The following is a 1,796-nucleotide window of genomic DNA, read 5'->3' as shown; positions in this document are numbered from 1 at the left end:
CTGAGTACATGGTGCCCTCCGTGGTGGTCACGCTCGACCGGCTACCACTGACCGCCACCGGCAAACTCGACCGGCAGGCGTTGCCGGCGCCGGAGTTCGAGACGGGCGCGGGCCGCGAGCCAGCCACCGTGCAGGAAGAGCTCCTGTGCGCGGTGTTCGCCCAGGTACTCGGCCTGGACCGGGTGGGCGTCGACGACGACTTCTTCCGGCTGGGCGGGCACTCCCTACTCGGCGTGCGGCTGATATCCCGGGTGCGGGCGGTGTTGGGCGTCGAACTGCCGCTGCGGGTGCTGTTCGAGGCGCCGACCGTGGCGGGCCTGGCGGCGTGGCTGGCCGGCGGCGGGGGAGGCCGGGCGCGGACGGCGTTGCGGGCAGGGACGCGTACCGCGCACCCGCCCTTGTCTTTTGCGCAGCAGCGACTGTGGTTCCTCGGCCAGCTCGAAGGGCCCAGCGCGCTCTACAACATCCCTGTGGTGATCCGGCTGGACGCCGGCGTCGACGTGGCCGCGCTGGACGCCGCGCTGCGCGACGTGATCGGCCGGCACGAGTCGCTGCGGACGGTGTTCGCGGTCGCCGACGGCCAGCCGTACCAGAAGATCCTCGACCCGGCCGAGCTCGACTGGGCCCTCCAGGTACGGCCGGTCGCGCCGGACGGGCTGTCCGAGGCGGTGGCCGAGGCGAGCCGGTACGTGTTCGACCTGGCCGCCGAGGTGCCGATCCGGGCGTGGCTGTTCGAACCATCCGTTCTCGTGCTGGTGGTGCACCACATCGCCAGTGACGGCTGGTCCCGGGAACCGCTGAGCCGGGACCTGTCCACCGCGTACGAGGCACGGCTGCGCGGCGCGGCGCCGGCCTGGGACGCGCTGCCCGTGCAGTACGCGGACTACGTCGTATGGCAGCGCGAACTGCTGGGCTCGGATGCGGACCCAGACAGCCTGCTGTCGACCCAGATCGCGTACTGGCGGCAGACGCTCGCCGGGGCCCCGGAGGAACTGGCGCTGCCCGCCGACCGTCCGCGTCCGCCGGTGGCCACCCACCAGGGACACCAGGTGCCGTTGCAGATCCCGGCCGAGGTGCACCGGCGGCTCGCCGAGCTGGCCCAGGCCAAGGGCGTCACGACCTTCATGGTGCTCCAGTCCGCGCTCGCTGTGCTGCTGTCCCGGCTGGGCGCGGGCACCGACATCCCGATCGGCTTCCCGGTCGCCGGGCGCCACGACGAGGGCCTGAACGACTTGGTCGGGTTCTTCGTCAACACCCTCGTCATCCGCACCGACCTGTCGGGTGACCCGACGTTCGCCGAGGTGTTGGGCCGGGTGCGGCAGGCCGGGCTGGGCGCGCTGGAACATCAGGACGTGCCGTTCGAGCGGCTGGTCGAAGAGCTGGCTCCGGTACGGTCGATGGCCCGGCACCCGCTGTTCCAGGTCATGCTCACCGTGCAGAACGTGCGGCGCGGCGGGGCGGAGCCTCCGCAGGTCGACGGCGTGGACACGCCGGCGCGGTTCGACCTCGGGGTGACCGCGGCGGAGATCTTCGACGCGCAGGGCCGCCCAGCCGGGTTGCGGGGCGTCGTGAGCGCGTCGGCGGACCTGTTCGACGAGTCGACGGCGCAGCGGATCGCCGGGTGGTTCGGACGGGTGCTTGCGACGGTTACCGCAAACGCTGAGGTGCGGCTGCATGACGTCTCGCTGCTGGACGCCGGGGAGCGGGAGCAGCTTCTGCTCGGTTGGAACGGCACTGTGGTTGATCTTCCTGCGGGGACGTTTGGGGCGGTTTTCGAGGCGCGGGTGGGTTTGTCG

Annotated in this window: 1 protein-coding gene; it reads left to right on the top strand. The window is 72.0% G+C overall.

The window, feature by feature from the left end; genetic code table 11:
- Positions 1–20: 20 nt before the first annotated feature.
- On the top strand, positions 21–1,796 hold a 1,776-nt coding region (locus ACFY2A_RS30505), incomplete at its 3' end, for a condensation domain-containing protein (protein ID WP_387176798.1).

The sequence above is a fragment of the Micromonospora sp. NPDC000442 genome (assembly GCF_042898635.1).
Classification (GTDB): domain Bacteria; phylum Actinomycetota; class Actinomycetes; order Mycobacteriales; family Micromonosporaceae; genus Micromonospora.
Note: the sequence above shows the minus strand (reverse complement) of the source record. Positions and strands in the feature narration are given on the sequence as shown.